This window comes from Brevibacillus sp. (assembly GCF_003521185.1).
In the GTDB taxonomy this organism is placed as follows: domain Bacteria; phylum Bacillota; class Bacilli; order Brevibacillales; family Brevibacillaceae; genus Brevibacillus; species Brevibacillus parabrevis.
Map to the genome: position 1 here is coordinate 125,999 of NZ_DOTK01000034.1, position 17,165 is coordinate 143,163.

Annotated in this window: 17 protein-coding genes; all 17 read left to right on the top strand. The window is 53.3% G+C overall.

Translation table 11 applies throughout. The annotated features are described in order from the left end of the window. The first annotated feature begins 36 nt into the window (after positions 1–36). The 17 genes from DEP07_RS08750 (at position 37) to smc (ending at position 17,161) form a co-directional block, all read left to right on the top strand. Complete coding sequence (locus DEP07_RS08750) at positions 37–831, top strand: patatin-like phospholipase family protein (RefSeq protein ID WP_122965156.1); 795 nt, start codon at positions 37–39, stop codon at positions 829–831. Next, a complete protein-coding gene (locus tag DEP07_RS08755; RefSeq protein WP_173596477.1) occupies positions 828–1,895 on the top strand; it encodes a SepM family pheromone-processing serine protease in 1,068 nt (355 codons plus the stop codon). Before DEP07_RS08750 ends, DEP07_RS08755 begins: the two co-directional genes overlap by 4 nt. 84 nt (positions 1,896–1,979) lie before the next feature. Next, positions 1,980–2,498 carry a YceD family protein gene (locus tag DEP07_RS08760; protein WP_063227682.1) on the top strand — a complete coding sequence of 173 codons (519 nt, stop codon included), beginning with the start codon at positions 1,980–1,982 and terminating at the stop codon, positions 2,496–2,498. Between the two features lie 138 nt (positions 2,499–2,636). Further along, complete coding sequence (gene rpmF / locus DEP07_RS08765) at positions 2,637–2,807, top strand: 50S ribosomal protein L32 (RefSeq protein ID WP_005834357.1); 171 nt, start codon at positions 2,637–2,639, stop codon at positions 2,805–2,807. 153 nt (positions 2,808–2,960) lie between these two features. Next, entirely contained in the window at positions 2,961–3,737 is a 777-nt protein-coding gene (locus tag DEP07_RS08770) for a DeoR/GlpR family DNA-binding transcription regulator (RefSeq protein WP_173596604.1), read from the top strand. A gap of 168 nt (positions 3,738–3,905) precedes the next feature. Further along, on the top strand, positions 3,906–4,685 hold the full coding sequence (locus DEP07_RS08775) for an ABC transporter permease (RefSeq protein ID WP_122965159.1): 780 nt from the start codon (positions 3,906–3,908) through the stop codon (positions 4,683–4,685). A gap of 10 nt (positions 4,686–4,695) precedes the next feature. Continuing rightward, positions 4,696–5,478: an ABC transporter permease gene (locus tag DEP07_RS08780; RefSeq protein ID WP_217365054.1), complete on the top strand. Its 783-nt coding sequence runs from the start codon at positions 4,696–4,698 to the stop codon at positions 5,476–5,478. Positions 5,479–5,492: 14 nt separating this feature from the next. Continuing rightward, positions 5,493–6,461, top strand: coding sequence for an ABC transporter ATP-binding protein (locus DEP07_RS08785; protein WP_173596479.1), 969 nt, complete (start codon positions 5,493–5,495; stop codon positions 6,459–6,461). Positions 6,462–6,586: 125 nt separating this feature from the next. Continuing rightward, on the top strand, positions 6,587–7,171 hold the full coding sequence (gene fapR / locus DEP07_RS08790) for a transcription factor FapR (RefSeq protein ID WP_122965162.1): 585 nt from the start codon (positions 6,587–6,589) through the stop codon (positions 7,169–7,171). A 20-nt stretch (positions 7,172–7,191) separates the two neighbouring features. Further along, a complete protein-coding gene (gene plsX, locus DEP07_RS08795; RefSeq protein ID WP_287102384.1) occupies positions 7,192–8,199 on the top strand; it encodes a phosphate acyltransferase PlsX in 1,008 nt (335 codons plus the stop codon). 5 nt (positions 8,200–8,204) lie between these two features. After that, positions 8,205–9,224, top strand: coding sequence for a beta-ketoacyl-ACP synthase III (locus tag DEP07_RS08800; protein WP_122965479.1), 1,020 nt, complete (start codon positions 8,205–8,207; stop codon positions 9,222–9,224). Next, complete coding sequence (gene fabD / locus DEP07_RS08805) at positions 9,224–10,174, top strand: ACP S-malonyltransferase (RefSeq protein ID WP_122965164.1); 951 nt, start codon at positions 9,224–9,226, stop codon at positions 10,172–10,174. The genes DEP07_RS08800 and fabD overlap by 1 nt, the downstream gene beginning before the upstream one ends. Then, on the top strand, positions 10,168–10,908 hold the full coding sequence (gene fabG, locus DEP07_RS08810) for a 3-oxoacyl-[acyl-carrier-protein] reductase (protein WP_122965165.1): 741 nt from the start codon (positions 10,168–10,170) through the stop codon (positions 10,906–10,908). Before fabD ends, fabG begins: the two co-directional genes overlap by 7 nt. Before the next feature lie 53 nt (positions 10,909–10,961). After that, entirely contained in the window at positions 10,962–11,195 is a 234-nt protein-coding gene (gene acpP / locus DEP07_RS08815) for an acyl carrier protein (RefSeq protein ID WP_005834336.1), read from the top strand. Positions 11,196–11,327: 132 nt separating this feature from the next. Then, the gene (fabF, locus tag DEP07_RS08820) at positions 11,328–12,569 is read left to right on the top strand and encodes a beta-ketoacyl-ACP synthase II (RefSeq protein WP_063227674.1); all 1,242 of its coding nucleotides are present in this window, start codon (positions 11,328–11,330) and stop codon (positions 12,567–12,569) included. A gap of 54 nt (positions 12,570–12,623) precedes the next feature. After that, a complete protein-coding gene (rnc, locus tag DEP07_RS08825) occupies positions 12,624–13,310 on the top strand; it encodes a ribonuclease III (RefSeq protein ID WP_269747568.1) in 687 nt (228 codons plus the stop codon). 278 nt (positions 13,311–13,588) lie between these two features. Continuing rightward, positions 13,589–17,161, top strand: a complete 3,573-nt coding sequence (gene smc / locus DEP07_RS08830; protein WP_173598889.1) for a chromosome segregation protein SMC — start codon at positions 13,589–13,591, stop codon at positions 17,159–17,161. Positions 17,162–17,165: the final 4 nt, after the last annotated feature.

The window sequence follows — 17,165 nt, forward strand, 5'->3', positions numbered from 1 at the left end:
GAATGGTCACATAGGCTGTTTACAGGGGGTGTTTGCATGACGGCGAAGCGAAAGCCAACCGTGGGGGTAGCGCTAGGCTCAGGCGGGGCCCGCGGTTTTGCGCATATTGGTGTCTTGAAAGCATTGGAGGCGCAAGGAATCGAGATCGACATGCTTGCGGGCAGCAGTATGGGGAGTTTGATTGCGGCGGTGTATGCAAACGGAATCGAGCCGCACATGATGGCGAAGCTCGCGCTCAATCTGAAGCGCAAGCACTGGCTTGATCTGACCGTACCGAGCATGGGGTTTGTCGCGGGAGAGAAAATCAAGCAGTTGATCAAGCTGCTCACTCACGGGAAGCGGATGGAAGAACTGGGCAAGCCTTTGGCGATTGTAGCGACAGACATCGAATCCGGCGAACGGGTTGTATTCCGCGATGGACCGATTGATCAGGCAGTCAGGGCGAGCATTTCCATTCCAGGCATATTTGTCCCGGAAAAGGTTGGCGGGCGTCTGCTGGTCGATGGCGGTGTCATTGACCGCGTGCCTGTGACGGTGCTGAAAGACATGGGAGCGGATATCGTCATTGCAGTCGATGTGGCCCAGGTCGATACGCCAATGAAGGTGAACAGCATCTTCGACGTCATTGCCCAGACGATTGATGTGATGGAACGGGAAATTCTCCGCCACAGGATCATTGCTGCGGATATCGTAATCCGCCCGGATGTTGGACATTATAGCAGTATTGCCTACTCTGGCGTGGAGGAAATCATCGAACTCGGGGAACGCGAGGGTGCAGCACAAGCAGAGCGCATCCAGCAACTGATTGCGAACTGGGAGGAAAACGGATGAACGAGGACCAACTTTATAGACAAACGCGCAGATCGCGAGGAGCCAGAGGCTTTAGCTGGGTTTTGGCCTTGATTGTGCTTGTGGCTGGACTGTCTTTTTTTATCCCGACCAATTACTATGTGACAAGGCCAGGCTCGGCTATCGCGCTAGGCCCGATGATCGACGTAGAAGGCGGCAAAAAGGACGAAACAGGCGCGTTCATGCTTACGACTGTGCGCATGGGCGAGGCGAATCTCGCTTGGTACGTCTACGCGAACATGTCGCCTGATGCCGAGCTGATGCCGAAAGAGCTGGTGGTCAGCAAAGGGGAGGACAACGAAGACTTCGTCCGCCGCGAGCAAGCCGTGATGGACAATTCGCAAAAGATTGCCGAAGCGGTCGCTTTTCGCCTGGCTGGCTACGATGTCAAGATCGAAAAAGAAGGCGTCTGGGTCATGGGCACAATCGAAGGACTTCCCGCCAAAAAAGTGCTGAAAATCGGCGACGTCATCACCGCCGTCGATGGAGTGCGCACCGCCGAAGCCAAAGATTTGCTGCAAGCTCTCGCCAGCAAAAAGGCAGGCGATCAGGTCGAGATTACATATACAAGAGATGGACAAGAAGGGAAAACGATGGTAACCTTGGAACCACTGCCAGAGTCGAAGTCCGCCGGCATCGGGGTGCGTCCGGACAACAAGCAAGAGATCGTGATTCCGAAAAAAGTAACGATCGCGTCGCAAGGGATCGGTGGACCATCTGCCGGGCTGATGATGACGCTGGAGATTTTGGATCAGCTCGATGTGGCGAAGGATTTGACAAAAGGCTATAAAATCGCCGGTACAGGCACGATTTCACTGGATGGGACAGTCGGCCGGATCGGCGGGATCAACCACAAGGTCATCGCGGCTGACAAAGCAGGGGCGGAAATTTTCTTTGCACCCGAGGATACGCCTGATGCAACCTCCAATTATCAGGAAGCGCTGGCTACCGCAAAACGGATTGGAACTTCCATGCAGATCGTTCCCATCAAGACAGTAAAGGATGCGATTGCGTATCTGGATGGACAAAAACCGAAATCTTCCTGAGCAAACAAGCTGTCAAGGAAAAATGGTTGACAAAGCTTTTTGCACGGGCTATAATCATCCTTGTTGTGCATGAGGTGAAGTGCTATGAACATTAAGTTAGCAGAGTTGGAACACCGAAAAGGAGAGGCACTGCCGTTTCAGTTGACGCTCGATGCAGCAGAACTGAAAGGTCGCCATAACGAGATTCGCGGGATCACTCCTGTGAATGCCGAGGGCGAAGCTGTACAGCTCGGTAACCTCTACTATGTAAAAGGCAGCATGAAGGCCGATGTCGATTTCGTCTGCGCCCGATGCTTGAATCCTTTTACCCATCACGCGGCAATAGACTTCTCCGAGACCTTTGCTTTGGCAGATGATCCTATCATAAGCGAGGACGAAGACAGCGACATCCTTCCACTGGAAGGAGACGAGATCGAGCTTACTGCGCTGTTGCAAGAGGACTTTTTGCTCGCGATGCCAACCTTCCCGCTGTGCGAGGAAGATTGCAAAGGATTGTGCCCGAGTTGTGGCGTAAACCGCAACGAAGTGGCATGCAGCTGCAAGAATGAGCGGATTGACCCGCGCTTGGCCGGGTTGGCTGACTTTTTCAAGGACAGCAAGTAGTATTCTCTTGTTTTCAAGGTGAGGCGCCGATCTTCGGATGCAGCGTCTCATTTTTGAAGGACGGCATAAGCTTTTGGCCTATACTGTCCACCCAATAGAGCATCTTAGCATTTGTCAGTTGAAGGAGGTGTAAGGAAGATGGCAGTACCTCAACGGAGAACTTCCAAAACCCGTAAAAGAATGCGTCGTACGCACTTCAAATTAGAGATTCCAGGCATGATCAAATGCGATAATTGCAGCGAATACAAGCTTGCGCATCGTGTTTGCCCAAGCTGCGGTCACTACAAAGGTGTGAAAGTAGCAAAGTAAGCTTTGCTGCGTAAAAAGTGAGGTGAGCAATCACCTTGCTTTTTTTGTGCCTTCATTTTGCTTATTAATGCTTATGAATACTTAAATAATATTGCTTAAAATGCGTAAATGACTTACAATGAGGAAGAAAGGCAAGGATGGAGTGAAACCGTGATGTACCAGGAAGAGCGATTGACCGCGATCCTGCAATATTTGCAGCAGCACCACCGAATCAGTGTACAGGAAGTCGTGGAGCAATTCGGCGTCTCCCGTGATACGGCCCGGCGAGATATCGTCAAGCTGGAGGAGCAGGGAGAAATCTTGCGGACTCGCGGTGGAGCGATTTTGCCTAGCTTGAGCAAAAAAAGCTTTTCTCATCAGGAGCGCATGCAGCTCGATTTGACAGGGAAGCGGCGGATTGCGCAGGCTGCCGCGCGTTTGATCAAACACGGCGACTATTTGCTGCTTGACGCATCCACGACGGTTCAACTGACGGTAGAATCGTTGCAGACAAAAGACCATGTCATCATTACAAACTCCTTGGCTACAGCAGCCAGTGTTTCGCGCAAGGAAGGCGTGCTTGTGAAAATGCTCGGCGGGGATGTGAACCCGCAAGATCAGTGTGTGCACGGCACCCGAACCGTAGAAAATCTGGCGAATTACCACGTCGACAAGTTGCTGGTCGGAGCTTGCGGGCTGACGACGGGCGGGCTTGTTTCCCCGGATGAAGATCACGGCTATGTGATCAGGGAGATGATGAAGCGGGCGGATCAGGTGATTATTCTTGCTGACCACTCCAAATTCGGAAAAAGCATGTTGTACCGGGTAGCCAGTCTGGATCAGATCGACTTGATTGTGACGGACTGCGCACCAGGGCGGGAAATGGCCGAAGCCCTCGACAAGAGCGAGGTAGACGTATTGGTAGCCGCTGAAAACGGCAAAGACGCATGAAATAGCGGGTAGATTTCATCTGGCTGGCGTGAAGGGAGACCCCGCGTGACAGCAGATGGATTTATCAGAGAAGGTTCTTCTTTTTGAAGAGCCTTCTCTTTTTTTGCTTGCAATCATATAGGAGCCCTGCTATCCTGTTATTCCTGACTTTTCCACGAGGAGGTTCTTATGGTTTACTGGCGGATTATCCGCAAAAGCTATCGACGCAATCTTCAGTATCGTCTCTCTCATCTGATCAACAATGTGGCGAGCTCGATTTTTGGGCTTGTTTTTATTGCCATTTGGATGGGAGTCCTGCGAGGCAAAGCCGTTCACGGCCCGTACGACGCGGAAACGATGGCCTGCTACATCGCGATTTGCCAAAGCGTGCTTTGGGTGACGACGTTCATGTCGCCCGGGCTGAATGTGCAGGTCGGGGTGCGCAGCGGAGCGGTCAGCCTCGACATGATCAAGCCTGTCCATTACTTGTGGTACACCTTGAGCCAGGAGTTTGGCCGCCTGCTCTACAACGCCTGTTACCGCAGTCTGCCGATCGGCCTTTTGCTTGGGCTTGCGGTAGGCTTTTCTTTCCCCTCCGATCCGCTTGCGTACCTCTTGTTTTTGCTCTCGCTTCTGCTGGCTGCCTACGTAGGCATGCTCCTTTTTTATTTGGTCGGCATTTCTTCTTTCTGGACGACCGAGGTGCGCTGGCTGCACCTCATTTTGCTCTCGCTAGTTTTCGGCTTTGGCGGGCAGATGATCCCTGTCGATCTGATGCCGGGGGTACTCGGGCAGCTGGCTCCGTTTTTGCCTTTTGCCGCCATGATTTACTATCCGGTCATGAACTGGCTGGAGCTTGCTCCGGCCTACAGCATCGGGGTTCAGCTGCTGTGGGCTGTCATTTTGACAGCAGTCGCTCTCGCTGTGACGAAGCAAGCAAGAAGAAAGCTGGAAATACAAGGGGGGTAGCGACGTGCTCATGCTTTATCGAAAGCTGATCGCAGCCAGTCTCCGCTCGCAAATGCAGTACAAAATGAATTTCATTACGAGCGCGGCTACGACCGGCATGATTATGGTTCTCGATTTTGTGATTCTTTCCGCCATTTTGCACCGCTTCAACGATGTGGCTGGCTGGAATATTTACGAGGTCGGCATGCTTTACGGCATTTCTTCGGCATCTGTCTCCTTGTATCGGCTGTTTGCTCCGGAAGTGAACGATTTTGAGAAGTATGTCGTGCACGGAGAATTTGACCAGATGCTGATTCGCCCGGTATCGCCGCTCTTGCTTTTGCTTACGCGCAATCTCGACCTTTCGCGGATTGGCGGCATCGTGCAAGGCGTGGCAGTGCTGGTGCTCTCGCTTGCGGGACTTGCCCGGGAAGGGGCAGATTTGCTCTGGTTGATCGTCTTTTCCCCGATCGCGATTCTTTCGGGCGGGGTCATTTATTTTTCCATGGCGTTGTCTTCGGCGGCTCTCTCTTTTTGGACGCATCAAATGAGAGACATCCTGACTTTTACGATCTACGCGCCGGCGAATGCCTCCAACTATCCGATTTCGCTCTATCCAGGCTGGCTGAAATGGCTGTTTTTTACCGCCTTGCCGATCGCGTACATGAATTACTTGCCGATGCTGGCCTTGCTCGGAAAAGGGGGAGGCTGGTACTACCCGCTGCTGGCGCCTGTTGCGGCGGCGACCGCATTGTTTTTGGCACTCACCTTTTGGAAGGTAGGTATACGACATTATCACTCTACGGGAAGCTGAGGAGGTTTTTCATCATGATAGAAGCTGTACATATCGGCAAGTCGTTCTATTTGTCTCCGGAGAAAAAAGGCCGCTTCGCCTCGGTGCGCACCTTGTTTTCCCGGGAGCAGCGTGAGGTCAAGGCTGTAGACGACATCTCCTTTTCCGTCGGGGAAGGGGAGTTCGTCGGCTACATCGGCCCGAACGGAGCGGGGAAATCGACCACGATCAAGATGCTGTCCGGCATTTTGCACCCCAGTCGGGGAGAAATCCGCATCGGCGGCTACAGTCCGCAAAAAGACCGGATACAGGTCGCTTCGCGCATCGGCGTCGTCTTCGGGCAGCGAACGCAGTTGTGGTGGGACTTGCCCGTCAAAGATTCGTTCGAGATTTTGCAGGCGATGTACAAAATCGATTCGCGCACGTATCGGCACTCGATGGAGCTTTACCAGGAGCTTCTGGATATGCGCGAATTTCTGGATACACCTGTGCGCAAACTGTCGCTCGGACAGCGGATGAGAGCGGATTTGGCAGCAGCGCTTTTGCACGATCCGCCTGTGCTGTTTTTGGATGAGCCGACAATCGGGCTGGATGTGGTCGCCAAGACGCGCATCCGCGCCTTTTTAAAAGAAGTGAACGAGACGCAGAAAAAGACGATCCTGCTGACGACGCATGACATGGACGATATCGAGCAATTGTGCAAGCGGATTATCGTCATCAATCACGGCAAAAAGATGATGGACACGACATTGGATGACATGCGCCGCCAAATCGGTTTGCCCAGTCTGATTCAGGTTGAATATCGCCAGCCGCCAAACCTGGGTGCCGAGTTGGCAGGGATTGAACGGCTGGAGTTGTCCGGCAATGTTTTGTCCGTTCATTTTGACAAAGGAAAAATTTCTTCGCCGCGCATCCTGGCAGAAGTGGCTGGCTGGGGTGAGCCTTTGGACATCCAGATGAAAGAACCCGGGATTGAGGAGATCATTCGGCTAATGTACCGCTAGGGAGAGCTACCCATTTTCAAGAACTTTACTTGTAATTGCCAACGTTCTCCCTTATACTGTTTTGGTACCTGGTATTAAAAACAGCTCGCAATCATACATATCCGAAACAAGAATCTTGCTAGGGGGTGTTTCGCATCGCCCGCTTGCCAAAAAAAGACCGCCAGACCCGCTTGGTGCAGTCGCTGGCGGATAATCCATTTGCGACGGACGAAGATCTGGCTGAGTTATTTCATGTCAGCATTCAAACAATACGACTAGATCGATTGGAGCTTGGGATTCCGGAGCTTCGGGAGCGGATCAAATCGGTTGCGGAGAAAAGCCTTGATCCCGTGAAGTCGTTGGGGATTGAGGAAGTAATCGGGGAGATCATCGACTTGCAGCTCGATTCCCAAGCTATTTCCGTATTGGAAATAAAAGAAGAGCACGTTTTTTCCAAAACACAAATTGCCCGGGGCCATTATATTTTTGCCCAGGCTAACTCTTTGGCAGTAGCAGTCATTAATGCCGATGTGGCGCTGACAGCTACAGCCCGGATTCGCTTTGTGCGCCCCGTGCGCATTGGCGAAAAGCTGGTCGCGAAGGCAGTAGTACGCAGCCGAGACGGCGACGAGTGCAAAGTGCGCGTGGAGACGAAAGTTCAAGGTGAATTGGTCTTTACAGCGACATTCCGGGTTGTGGAAATGACTGTCGCACAAAATCGGCATGAATGAGAGGTAAGGAGGAGACACGGTTGCGAATTGCAGTTGATGCGATGGGCGGCGACAACGCACCAAAAAGTACAGTATTAGGAGCACTTGCTGCCATCAAGGAAAACCCGGCCATTACGGTTGTACTGGTGGGAGATGAACAAGCCATTCGGAACCACTTGCCGCAAGACGCGCCGGCAAACATCGAGATTGTTCCTACGACAGAAGTGATTTTGCCAGATGATGAGCCGGTTCGAGCTGTACGTCGCAAGAAAAATTCCTCGCTGGTTGTTGCAGTTGAGATGGCACGTGAAAAGATCGTGGATGCAGCGATTTCGGCGGGAAACACGGGCGCGCTCATGACGGCAGGTCTGCTGTACGCAGGCCGCATGGAAGGCATCGAGCGCCCGGCGCTGGCCGCTTATATCCCGAATAAAAAAGGCCGCGTAACACTCACACTTGATGTGGGGGCCAATATGGATGCGAAGCCGCATCACCTGCTGCAATACGCGGTGATGGGCAGCCTGTACGTAGAAAAAGTGCTTGGATTTGAAAATCCAAAAGTAGGACTGCTCAACGTAGGGACAGAAGAAGGCAAAGGGAATGAGCTGACCAAAGCGGTGTTCCCGCTGCTGTCCCAGGCAGACCTGAATTTCGTCGGCAATGTGGAAGCGCGCGACGTCATGGAAGGGGCATGTGACGTGCTGGTTTGTGACGGCTTCGTCGGCAACGTGCTGCTGAAAGCGGTAGAGGGCGCTGCTTCCACAATCTTTTCGCAGTTGAAGCAGGAGTTTACTTCGAGTCTGATTAATAAAGTAGGAGCGGCCATCTTAAAGCCGGGACTCATGCGCTTCAAGAAGAAAATGGACTACGCGGAATACGGGGGAGCGCCGTTATTGGGCTTGAAAAGCCCTGTGATCAAGGCTCATGGCTCCTCTGACGAGAGAGCGATGAAAAACGCGATTGCCAGCGCAGCTCGCTTTGTGCGGCAAGATGTCAATGAAGTCATTGCGCAGGCACTACAGAAAAATATAACGGGAGAAAGCGAGTGAGGCAGATGGATAAAAAGCGTTCAGTAGGCATTTTGGCTACAGGTTCTTACACCCCTGACAGGGTGCTTAGCAACTTCGATCTGGAAAAAATGGTGGAAACATCTGATGAGTGGATTGTTTCCCGTACTGGAATCCGGGAACGCCGGATCTGCTCGACTGAGCAAGCATCTTCTGATCTCGCTTACGAAGCTGCGAAAAAAGCGTTGGCAAAAGCCAACATCAGCGCAGAGCAACTGGACATGATTATCGTCGCTACGGTGACGCCGGACACGATGTTCCCATCCACTGCCTGCATTTTGCAGGAAAAGCTGGGAGCAAAGCGTGCGGCTGCGGTAGATTTGTCTGCTGCCTGCACCGGCTTTTTGTACGGCATTACGACAGCGACCCAGTTCATCGCCAATGGGTTTTACAAGCACATTTTGGTAGTAGGGGTTGAAACGCTGTCCAAAATTACGAACTATAAAGACCGCAATACTTGCGTGCTGTTTGGCGACGGCGCGGGTGCTGCTGTCATCGGCGAAGTGAAAGAAGGCTTCGGCTTCCAGTCGTTTGAATTGGGTGCAGACGGATCGGGCGGACCTTTGCTGTGTCTGCCAGCGGGCGGCTCGCGCATCCCTGCTTCCAGCGAATCGGTGGAAAACGATCTGCACTATTTGGCCATGGCGGGCGGAGAGGTGTTCAAATTCGCTGTGCGCGTGATGAACTCTGCCACAGAAGCGGTTCTTGCCAAAGCGGGCGTAGACCGCGAAAATATCGATCTGCTCGTGCCGCACCAGGCGAACAAGCGAATTATCGATTCGGCTGTGCAACGCTTCGGCTTGTCCGAAGAAAAGGTGGCGATCAACCTCGACCGTTACGGCAACATGTCTTCTGCATCGATTCCGGTTGCACTCGATGAAGCGGTCGAAGCTGGACGCATCAAAGAAGGCGACAATGTGATTCTCGTAGGCTTTGGCGGCGGATTGACTTGGGGAGCGACACTCTTGAAATGGTCGACCACGCCAGCAGAAGGGAGCGGACAGTAGTGGGGAAAGTAGCATTTGTTTTTCCGGGGCAGGGCTCGCAATTCGTAGGAATGGGCCAAGCGCTCAGTGAACAGTCGGAGGCAGCCCGCCACATTTTTCAGCAGGCAGATGAAGCGCTCGGCTTTTCGCTGTCCGGCTTGTGCTTCAACGGCCCGGAAGAAGAACTGAAGCTGACGGCTAACACGCAGCCGGCGATTTTGACGGCGAGCGTCGCGGTATTGGCAGCTTTGAAAGAAAAACTTCCCGAATACACGCCTGCTTTCGTGGCTGGACACAGTCTGGGCGAATATTCGGCACTGGTTGCAGCAGGAGCGCTGTCTTTTGCTGACGCGGTAAAAACGGTCCGTGCACGCGGTCAATTCATGGAAGAAGCGGTTCCGGCAGGGCAGGGCGCGATGGCAGCTGTCCTGAACATGGAGCGCTCCGCTTTGCAAGCGATTTGCGAAGACGTGACTGCTTCCGGACACCCGGTACAACCGGCGAACATGAACTGTCCGGGCCAAATTGTCATCTCCGGTTCCGCCGAAGGTGTCAAACTGGCTGGCGAGCAGGCGAAGGCAGCGGGGGCGAAGCGTGTTCTGCCGCTGAACGTAAGCGGACCGTTCCACTCCAGCCTCATGCAGCCTGCTGCGGATAAATTGCAGGCCGTGCTTGCAGGCGTATCTGTCCGGGAAGCAACCGTTCCGGTCGTGGCAAACGTAACGGCGCGACCTGTTACCGAAGCGGCGGCGATTGTGGAACAACTGGTTTCGCAAGTATCGGCTCCAGTTCTGTGGGAGGATTCCGTACAGTGGATGGTGGAAGCGGGCGTGACCACTTTTGTGGAGATCGGGCCAGGAAAAGTGCTTGCTGGACTGATCAAAAAAATCGCTCCGGCAGACACGACGATTATTTCTGTACAGGATATGGAGTCCTTGACTGAGCTTTTGAACGGAGGGGTATTATGCTAACAGGAAAAACAGCACTCGTCACAGGCGCTTCCCGCGGAATCGGCCGCGCGATCGCACTCAAGCTGGCCGCAGCAGGAGCGAATGTGGTCGTTAACTACGCAGGAAGCGAAGCGGCAGCCAGTGAAACAGTCGCGATGATCAAGGAGCTCGGCCGCGACGCCATCATGGTTCGCGCCAATGTGTCCTCGACAGAAGAAGTGGGCGACATGTTCAAAGCGGCGCTCGACCACTTCGGGACCATCGACATTCTCGTCAACAACGCAGGGATTACCCGCGACAACTTGTTGATGCGCATGAAAGAAGAAGAGTGGGATGACGTCATCGCCACGAATCTCAAAGGCGTGTTCAACTGCCTGAAAGCAGCTACTCGTCCGATGATGAAGCAGCGTTCGGGAAAAATCATCAACATCACGTCCGTTGTAGGTGTACTCGGCAATGCGGGACAAGCAAACTACGTAGCGGCCAAAGCAGGCGTCATCGGTCTGACCAAGACTGCTGCACGCGAGCTGGCGAGCCGTGGCATCACCGTGAACGCGGTAGCGCCAGGTTTCATCGCTACAGAAATGACAGACGTCCTGCCGGAAGACATCAAAGCGGGCCTGATCAGCCAGATTCCGCTCGCCCGTCTCGGTCAAACCGAAGACATCGCGTCTGTTGTTTTGTTCCTTGCTTCTGATGCAGCCAACTACATGACAGGCCAAACCTTGCATGTAGACGGCGGCATGTATATGTAAACTGGTTTTTTGAAAGCTCATCCACTATAATACGGGAGAGGGGGTGAAGCAAGATGGCAGATACATTGGAACGCGTGAAGAAAATCATCGTCGATCGTCTGGGTGTAGATGAGTCCAAGATTACTTTGGAAGCTTCTTTCAAAGAAGACCTGGGCGCTGACTCCCTGGATGTAGTGGAACTCGTAATGGAACTCGAAGACGAGTTTGATTTAGAGATTTCTGACGAAGATGCTGAAAAGATCACTTCTGTTGGTGAGGTTGTTAAATACATAGAATCTCACAAGTAGATCCATCAGTTGGAAGTCCCGTACCATACGGGACTTCTCCTTCAATTGCAGAGAATACATACGGGGAAGCTATGTTGGGCATGAAGTGTAAGTAACAGGCTGACTGCTGACTTTCATATAGAGGTGATCGCAATGAAACGAAGAGTGGTGATTACGGGCGTCGGTGTTATTTCTCCGGTGGGAAATGACGCGCAGACCTTCTGGAACAGTTTGCTGGAAGGAAAATCAGGCATTGACCGCCTGACTGCTTTTGACGCTACTGATTATCCGACACAGATTGCGGGAGAAGTAAAAGACTTCAATCCCGAGCTGTATATGGACAAAAAAGAAATACGACGTACAGACCGATTCGTTCAGTTTGGATTGGCTGCTGCCAAAATGGCGGTAGAGGATGCGAAACTGGAAATCACGCCAGAAAATGCGGAACGAGTGGGTGTATACATCGGGTCCGGTATTGGCGGGCTGTCTACATGGGAAGAGCAGCATTCCGTGCTGTTGGAAAAAGGACCGCGCCGCGTGAGTCCGTTCTTTATTCCGATGCTGATTGCGAACATGGCGTCTGGAGCAGTATCGATCCAATACGGTGCAAAAGGGCCAACATCCAGTGCGATTACCGCATGTGCAACGGGGACGAACGCAATCGGCGACGCTCTGCGTTTGATCCAGTTTGATCATGCCGATGTGATGATCGCAGGTGGAGCGGAAGCGACCGTTCGCCCGATGGCGTTTGCCGGCTTTTGTTCCGCCAAAGCGATGTCCACGCGCAACGACGAGCCGCAAAAAGCATCCCGTCCTTTTGACAAGGATCGCGATGGTTTTGTCATGGGAGAAGGGGCAGGCGTCCTGATCCTGGAAGAACTCGAGCATGCGAAAAAGCGCGGCGCGAACATCATCGCCGAAGTGATCGGCTATGGCATGAGTGCTGACGCCCATCACATCACTTCTCCATCTCCAGGGGGAGAAGGGGCTGCGCGCTGCATGAAAAACGCCCTGCGTGACGCGGGAATCGACCCGACAGAAGTAGGCTATATCAACGCACACGGAACTTCCACTGACCAAGGGGATATCGCAGAAACGCAGGCGATCAAAGACGTCTTTGGCGAACACGCTTACAAGCTGGCTGTCAGCTCCACCAAGTCGATGACAGGCCATTTGCTCGGCGCCACAGGCGGTATTGAAGCGATCGCGACTGCTTTCGCTCTGCGCGATCAGGTGCTTCCTCCTACCATCAACCTGGAAAATCCTGATCCGGAATGTGATCTCGACTATGTTCCTAACCATGCGCGCAAGGCGACCGTCCATGTGGCTGTGTCCAATACATTTGGATTCGGCGGTCATAATGCTACGGTGATCCTGAAGCGATACGAAGCATAAATGAGCCCTACTGAGAGAAAAAGTAGGCAGTCTCCTGGAATGGTGGTGAGGGTGATGAATTTTGCGCAGCTGCAAGAGAAGATCGGCTTTCGCTTTCATGATGAAAGCGTTCTGCGGCAGGCATTCACCCATTCTTCCTACGTGAACGAGCAACGCGGCAAACGGATATCAGACAATGAACGGCTGGAATTTTTGGGAGATGCGGTGCTCGAATTGACGGTTTCCCAGTTTTTGTACAAAACTTTTCCCAAGATGAGCGAGGGAGAGATGACAAAACTGCGGGCAGCGATTGTCTGTGAGCCTTCTCTGGTTAAATTTGCTGAGCTACTGAATTTTGGCGATCTCGTTTTGCTGGGAAAAGGGGAAGAGCTGACGGGCGGCCGTCAGCGACCTGCCTTGCTAGCGGACGTATTTGAAGCTTTTGTTGGCGCCCTCTATTTGGATCAGGGCCTGGATGCCGTGTTTTCTTTTATGGAAAAATACGTTTATCCGAGAATCGACAAGGGAGAGTTTGCCCAGGTTACAGACTTCAAGAGCCAGTTGCAGGAATTTGTTCAACAGGACAATCTGGGAGACATCCAGTATCGCATTGTAGAAGAAAAAGGACCAGCTCACAATCGAGAGTTCGTATCTGAGGTGCTTTTGAACAATCGTTCGCTTGGCATCGGCTCGGGCCGCTCCAAAAAGGAAGCGGAACAGCAGGCCGCCGCGCGGGCATTGGTAAAGCTGGGGGATAAATAAAAGCTCGGAAAAGGGAGCTGCACCATCTGCGAAAGGCAGGTGGTGTAGCTTTCTTTGTTCCGACTTGGAAAAGCTGGGAAAATACTGCGTGATGACGGCTTTCTATGATACACTTAACGGGGAAAGACCCAAGAAACCTCGCAGTGGAGTAGCTCCTGTCTCATGCAGGAGCTCTTTTCGGGTACCCATCCAATCTGGGCCGCGTGTTTTGCTGGATTCGGCGGATAACAGCAGGTGGCGAGCAAACAGGGTGGGGTTTGGTAAGGAGGATCGTACGTATGTATTTGAAACGTCTGGAGCTGGCAGGATTCAAATCTTTTGCCGACAGGACGGAATTGGAGTTCGTACCGGGAGTGACAGCAGTAGTCGGCCCGAACGGAAGCGGCAAAAGCAACGTTTCCGACTCGATTCGCTGGGTGCTCGGGGAACAAAGCGCCAAATCGCTGCGCGGGGCGAAGATGGAAGATATCATTTTCGCGGGCAGCGACAAGCGCAAGCCAGTGAATTTTGCTGAAGTGACATTAACCTTGGATAATACCGATCGCTCGCTTGATGTGGAATATTCGGAGGTTTCCGTTACGCGCAGAGTGTACCGCTCTGGCGACAGTGAGTATTACATAAACAACCGATCGTGCCGCTTGAAAGATATTATGGAGCTGTTTATGGATACGGGTCTGGGAAAAGAAGCGTATTCCATTATCGGTCAGGGAAAAATCGAAGAAATCCTCAGTACCAAATCGGAAGATCGCCGGGGAATTTTTGAAGAGGCAGCGGGAATCGTCAAGTACAAGACCCGCAAGCGAGAGGCCGAGAAGAAGCTGGACGACACGGAGCAAAACCTGATTCGCATCCACGATATCGTCAGCGAGATCACGGAGCAGATTGGACCGTTGCAGGAGCAGGCCGAGACGGCGAAAACCTACAAGGAGCTGCACCGCAAGCTGGTCGAGCATGAAGTGGCTCTGTACGTGCAACAAATCGAGGCGGCCCATACGAAGTGGGAGGCTGCCTCGCAGCGTGTGCAGGAACTGCGCGAGCAACTGATTACGCAAACGACGGAAGCGAGCAAGCACGAAGCGGATTTGGAGCAAGCCCGCTTTTCTGTCACGCAAATCGACCAGTCGATTGAGGAGTTGCAGCAAGTTCTTTTGACCGTGAGCGAGGAAACCGAAAAAGTAGAAGGCCAGCGCGAAGTATTGCGCGAGCGGATGCGCAACTTGAGTGCCAATCGCCAGCAGACGATGGAGCAAATGCACAAGCTGACGGAAAAGCAGCATGCGCTCGAAGCAGAGCTTGCAGAAGAAAAGCAGCGCGTGCAGGAAGCGGAGCAGCGAATGACAGAGGCCCATGCCTCCTTGCAGGAAGCCGAAGGCCAGTTTTTCGCCATGGTGCAATCGTTGACGGATGACGTGGAGCGCTTGAAAGGCGACTATTTTGAAAAGCTCAACGAAATGGCGAACCTGCGCAACGAAATTCGTCACCAGCAGCAATTGGTGCAAACTTCTCAGGCGCGTGTCGACCGTCAGCTGTCTGGAAAAGAGCAGCTCGATCTCGAAGAAGTGCAGCGTCAGGTCAAAATCGCCGAACTGCAAGAGCGGTTGGCCAAAATCGAGCAAACGATACAAGATACGGTGGCGAGGTACAAGCAATTGCTGGACGGTCTGCGCGACGGACAAGCCCGGATGGAGCAGGTTCGCCGGGAGCTTCGCCAGTCCGAACAGCGCAGGGAAGCGGCCAAGTCGCGACTCGATCTGATCAAGGAAATGCAGTCCGAATTTGCCGGATTCCAGCAAGGGGTAAAAGAAATTCTCAAAGCCCGTGAGCGAGGCTTCAAAGGAATCCACGGTGCGGTAGCCGAGCTGGTCGTCGTGCCGCAGCAATACGAGACAGCCATTGAAGTTGCGCTCGGCGGGGCATTGCAAAATGTCGTCGTGGACGACGAGGCAGCCGGGCGCGCAGCGATTGCTTATTTGAAGCAGCACAATGCAGGCCGCGCTACCTTTTTGCCGCTGGATGTCATTCGGCCGCGCACCTTGCAGGCACAAGACAAGCAGCAGCTGGCAAAAGAAGGCGGCGTTGTCGGGATCGCCAGCGAGCTTGTTTCGTTTGAGGAAACGTACCGCCCGATTTTGGAGAGCATGCTCGGCAATGTCATCATTACGGAAAAATTGGAGCAGGCCAACCGTGTCGCGCGTACACTCGGCTATCGGTATCGCGTCGTTACGCTCGAAGGGGATATTGTCAACGCAGGCGGTTCGATGACAGGGGGAGCGCTGAAGAAAAACAGCACCAACCTTCTCGGCCGCAATCGGCAGGCAGATGAGCTGGAAGCGCAGATGCGTGAAATCGAAGAGGCAATTTCTGGACATACTACGCTAATGGAGCAACTGACCAGTGAGCTTGGCCGTATGGAAGAAGAGCAAGAAACGCTTCGCTCGGAAGGGGAAGCCTTGCGGTTGAAGGAGCAGGAAGTCAAGGGCCTGTTGCAGCAGGCGGAAGCAGAAGGGCGTTCGCTGGGCGAGCGGGCCAAGCTGGTTGAGCAGGACATCGCCGCTTACCAGCGGGAAAGAGAAGAAGCTTCCGAGAAGCAGGAACAATTGCAAGCCTCCCTCGTTGTGCTGGAACAAGAGGAACAGCAGCTGAATGCGCTGATTGCCGAGGCGGAAGCCAAGCGTCAGGAGCAGCTGGAATCAAAAGAAGAGATGAATCAGAAAATTACCAGCCTCAAAGTATTGAACGCCCAGGTGAAGCAGGAGCATCAATCCCGACTGGAGCAAACGGAGCGCTTGTTGGAACAAAAAAGCTTGCTTCAGCGCGAGTGGGAGGAGCAAAATGCGAATCTGGCTGCTCTCGACGAGCTGGAACAGACGAATGAATCGTCAGGACTGGAACTGGACCAGCGCATCGCGGAGTTGCGCCAGGACAAAGAGCGGGTAGCCGGGCTGATTTCCGAGCGGCGCAACGAGCGGGCGACCCTTTTCCACAAACAAGAGCAGGTTGAAGTACATGTAAAAGAAATTCGCAGAGAAGTCAAAAGTCTGGAAGAGAAGCTTCACCAGGAAGAAGTGAAAGTCAACCGGGGTGAGGTGGAACTCGACCATCTGTTGAATAAACTCTCCGAAGAATACGAAATGAGCTACGATCTGGCGAAGCAGAAATACCCGCCACGCGGAGACTTGCAAGAGGAAACGCAAATCGTCGCCAAAATCAAAAAGCAAATCGCTGCGCTCGGCACCGTAAACCTCGGAGCCATCGAGGAGTACGAGCGTCTCTCGGAGCGCCAGCAGTTTTTGAGCGCCCAGGAAGCCGATTTGAATGAAGCAAAAGATATGCTCTACCAGGTGATTCAGGAGATGGACGCGGAGATGTCGCGCCGCTTCAAGGAGACGTTTGAAGCGATTTCCGAGCAGTTCCGCGATGTGTTCGTGCAATTGTTCGGCGGAGGTCGCGCCGACTTGCTTCTGTCCAACCCGGACAACCTGCTCGAAACGGGGATCGACATCGTAGCGCAGCCGCCGGGCAAAAAGCTGCAAAATCTGGCTCTGCTCTCCGGGGGCGAGCGCGCGCTGACGGCGATGGCTCTGTTGTTTGCCATCCTGCGTGTCAAACCTGTGCCATTTTGCGTACTGGACGAGGTGGAAGCCGCGCTGGATGAAGCCAATGTCAACCGATTTGCCGAGTACATGCAGCATTTCAGCCGCCAGACGCAGTTTATTTGCGTGACACACCGCAAAGGCACGATGGAGAGCGCTGACGTCCTGTACGGAATCACGATGCAGGAAGGCGGCGTGTCCAAGCTGGTTTCCGTCAAGCTGGAGGACAGCGACAAATTCGTGGAGTCGGCCTCGTAACGGG

What these genes read in the sequence shown, in the direction of transcription:
- rnc (WP_269747568.1), top strand. Translation starts at nt 12,624, where the DNA reads ATGAATTTTGCGCAGCTGCAAGAGAAGATCGGCTTTCGCTTTCATGAT.
- smc (WP_173598889.1), top strand. Translation starts at nt 13,589, where the DNA reads ATGTATTTGAAACGTCTGGAGCTGGCAGGATTCAAATCTTTTGCCGAC.
- DEP07_RS08760 (WP_063227682.1), top strand. Translation starts at nt 1,980, where the DNA reads ATGAACATTAAGTTAGCAGAGTTGGAACACCGAAAAGGAGAGGCACTG.
- DEP07_RS08770 (WP_173596604.1), top strand. Translation starts at nt 2,961, where the DNA reads ATGTACCAGGAAGAGCGATTGACCGCGATCCTGCAATATTTGCAGCAG.
- DEP07_RS08785 (WP_173596479.1), top strand. Translation starts at nt 5,493, where the DNA reads ATGATAGAAGCTGTACATATCGGCAAGTCGTTCTATTTGTCTCCGGAG.
- DEP07_RS08755 (WP_173596477.1), top strand. Translation starts at nt 828, where the DNA reads ATGAACGAGGACCAACTTTATAGACAAACGCGCAGATCGCGAGGAGCC.
- DEP07_RS08775 (WP_122965159.1), top strand. Translation starts at nt 3,906, where the DNA reads ATGGTTTACTGGCGGATTATCCGCAAAAGCTATCGACGCAATCTTCAG.
- acpP (WP_005834336.1), top strand. Translation starts at nt 10,962, where the DNA reads ATGGCAGATACATTGGAACGCGTGAAGAAAATCATCGTCGATCGTCTG.
- fabG (WP_122965165.1), top strand. Translation starts at nt 10,168, where the DNA reads ATGCTAACAGGAAAAACAGCACTCGTCACAGGCGCTTCCCGCGGAATC.
- DEP07_RS08750 (WP_122965156.1), top strand. Translation starts at nt 37, where the DNA reads ATGACGGCGAAGCGAAAGCCAACCGTGGGGGTAGCGCTAGGCTCAGGC.
- DEP07_RS08780 (WP_217365054.1), top strand. Translation starts at nt 4,696, where the DNA reads ATGCTTTATCGAAAGCTGATCGCAGCCAGTCTCCGCTCGCAAATGCAG.
- DEP07_RS08800 (WP_122965479.1), top strand. Translation starts at nt 8,205, where the DNA reads ATGGATAAAAAGCGTTCAGTAGGCATTTTGGCTACAGGTTCTTACACC.
- rpmF (WP_005834357.1), top strand. Translation starts at nt 2,637, where the DNA reads ATGGCAGTACCTCAACGGAGAACTTCCAAAACCCGTAAAAGAATGCGT.
- fabF (WP_063227674.1), top strand. Translation starts at nt 11,328, where the DNA reads ATGAAACGAAGAGTGGTGATTACGGGCGTCGGTGTTATTTCTCCGGTG.